The following is a 2,665-nucleotide window of genomic DNA, read 5'->3' on the forward strand; positions in this document are numbered from 1 at the left end:
CCGGGGCCGGGGCGGGGGCGGCGCCCAGCTTGGGCGCGCTCACCGCGCTGGCCGCCTGCTCACGCAACAGGGCGGCGAAACTCGAGCCCGAGGCCTCGCTGGCGTGGGCGGGGCTGAAGCCCGGCACGTTGCGCGGCGCACCGCCCAGGCCGGAGATCGTGGCATTGACAAGCGGATTCATCAGCGGCTCCCGGGCTCAGGCGCTCAGGCGCACAAACGGGTTCATCTGCGACAGAGCGGCACGTGCGGCCTGCTCGTCGGTGAGCTTCTGCTCGCGGCGCTGGGCGCTGCGGCGCAACTCGCCCTGGCGGCGTTCGATCAGCTTGCGCACCGAGGCCACGCGCAGCTCCAGATCGCGCAGCACCTCGCGGGCTCGCTCCACGCGCTGCTCGGCGAACTGGCTGATGGCACCTTGCTGGCTGATGGCCTGGTCCAGGCGCTGGCCGAAGCTCTGGTAGTGGCCCACGATGTCTATCGTGGTGCGCTGCGCAAACTGGCGGGTCCAGCGCTGCTCGTACTCGCTGCGGTACTGGCCCAGCTGATCAGCCTGGGCGCGGGCCGCCGCGGCCTGCTGCTGCAGCTCCTGAAGCTTGGCCAGGGCGTCGTCGCGCTCGGCCTCGGCGCGCTCCAGCAGGATGTTGAGGGCTTGGGTGCTCATGGCGGACTCTCCGTCTTACGCTTATCGGCCGTTTTTAGTGCGGGTTAACCACAGCCTTGAGCTGGCTGACGCTGTCGTCCAGGCCCGCGGGGCTGTGCATGTCCTGCTGAAGCAGGCGGATCATGTCGGGGTGCAGGCGCACGGCGAGGTCAAGCTCGTGGTCGTGGCCGCTCTGGTAGGCGCCGAGCTGGATCAGGTCGCGCGCCTTGTTGTACTTGGCCAGCAGCTGACGGAAGCGGCGGGCCGACTCCAGATGCGCCTGGGGCGCCACATTGCTCATCACGCGCGAGATCGAGCGCTCGATGTCGATGGCGGGGTAGTGGCCGGCCTCGGCCAGCTCGCGCGAGAGCACGATATGGCCGTCCAGGATGCCGCGGGCGGCGTCGGCGATGGGGTCCTGCTGGTCGTCGCCCTCGCTCAGCACGGTGTAGAAGGCGGTGATCGAGCCCTCACCGGCCAGGCCGTTGCCGCTGCGCTCCACCAGCTGGGGCAGCTTGGCGAAGCAGCTGGGCGGATAGCCCTTGGTGGCGGGCGGCTCGCCGATGGCCAGGGCGATCTCGCGCTGGGCCATGGCATAGCGGGTGAGCGAGTCCATCAGCAGCAGCACATGCAGGCCCTGGTCGCGGAAATGCTCGGCAATCGCGGTGGAGTAGGTCGCGCCCTGCATGCGCACCAGGGGCGGGGCGTCGGCCGGAGCGGCCACCACCACGGAGCGGGCCAGGCCTTCCTCGCCCAGGATGTCCTCGATGAATTCCTTGACCTCGCGGCCGCGCTCGCCGATCAGCCCCACCACGATCACATCGGCCTGGGTGTAGCGGGCCATCATGCCCAGCAGCACCGACTTGCCCACGCCGGTGCCGGCGAACAGGCCCAGACGCTGGCCGCGGCCCACGGTGAGCATGGCATTGATCGAGCGCACGCCGGTGTCCAGCGGGGTGCGCACCGGGTCGCGGTCCATGGCGTTGATGGGGCGGCGGATCATGGGCTCGTCATGCACCAGGTCCAGCGGGCCGCGACGGTCCAGGGGGTGGCCGTGGGGGTCGACCACGCGGCCCAGCAGGCCCACGCCCATGGGCAGGTGCAGGCCGCGGTCTTCGTCGCGACGCCAGGGGTGCTGGGGCTTGCCAAGCTGGGGCGCCTGCGGCGGTGTGAATCGCGGCAGCACCAGGGCGCCGCTGGACAGGCCCTGCACCTCGTCGGTGGGCATCAGGAAGGCACGGTCCCCCGAGAAGCCCACGACCTCGGCCTTGACCGGGGCGCTGCCGCGGCGCGAGCTGCCACCTTGACGTGGTGCATGGATCTCGCAGACCGAGCCCACCGGCACCTTGACCCCGGTGGCCTCCAGCACCAGGCCTGCCACGCGCACCAGCTTGCCCTGGGGTTCCAGGGGCACGGGTGTGGCGGCAAAGGCCTGCAGATCGTCCAGATAGCGCGTCCAGCGCTCCTGACGGCCGGCGCAGAGCGGAGCGGCGGGGCTGAAGGTGCTGCTCATGCTCCGCGAGCCTCCTCGGTGCCCGTACCAGTGTTGGCGCCAGCGCCGCCGGCTGCTGCCTCGCCAGCGCGGCGGTCTTCCCACAGGGAGTGCTGGCCCATGGCGGCGCTGATCTGCAGCCAGCGAGCGGCCAGGGTGGCGTCCACGCTGCCGATATCGGATTCGACCCGGCAGCCACCGCGGGCCACGTCGGCGTCGGGGATGACCTGCGCCTCGCGAGCCCGCATTTCCTCGCCAGCACCGTCCAGCACCAGGGGCAGGTCCTCGGGGTTGACGCGCACACGCACATGGCGAGCCGAGAGCTGCAGGGCCTCGACGGCATCATGCGCCACCCGTGCGATCAGCTCGGGGCGCTGGCTCAGCTCGCTGCGCACCACCTGGCCGGCATTGCCACGGTGCTGGGCCGCCAGGTGGTGCGCCGCGAGCTGTGCCACCGCCCCGTGCTGATCGCACGGGTGGCGCATGCTGCCGTCGCGGCCCAGCAGCTCTCGGCTCGGCCGTTGCGGTTGGGGGTC

General features: G+C 71.4%; 3 protein-coding genes and 1 pseudogene. All 4 read right to left on the reverse strand.

Going from position 1 to position 2,665, the window contains the following annotated elements; all coding sequences use genetic code 11:
• Nucleotides 1-181: pseudogene (locus ACK5F2_RS17695) on the reverse strand (hypothetical protein); the annotation flags it as partial.
• Between the two features lie 15 nt (nt 182-196).
• Nucleotides 197-658 carry a flagellar export protein FliJ gene (gene fliJ, locus ACK5F2_RS17700; RefSeq protein WP_409867092.1) on the reverse strand — a complete coding sequence of 154 codons (462 nt, stop codon included), beginning with the start codon at nt 656-658 and terminating at the stop codon, nt 197-199.
• Between the two features lie 34 nt (nt 659-692).
• Nucleotides 693-2,150: a flagellar protein export ATPase FliI gene (gene fliI, locus ACK5F2_RS17705; RefSeq protein WP_409867094.1), complete on the reverse strand. Its 1,458-nt coding sequence runs from the start codon at nt 2,148-2,150 to the stop codon at nt 693-695.
• Nucleotides 2,147-2,665: FliH/SctL family protein (locus ACK5F2_RS17710; protein WP_409867097.1), on the reverse strand; the 519-nt coding region annotated here is incomplete at its 5' end. The genes ACK5F2_RS17710 and fliI, both read right to left, overlap by 4 nt.

Source organism: Roseateles sp. (genome assembly GCF_046300915.1).
GTDB lineage: Bacteria > Pseudomonadota > Gammaproteobacteria > Burkholderiales > Burkholderiaceae_C > Kinneretia.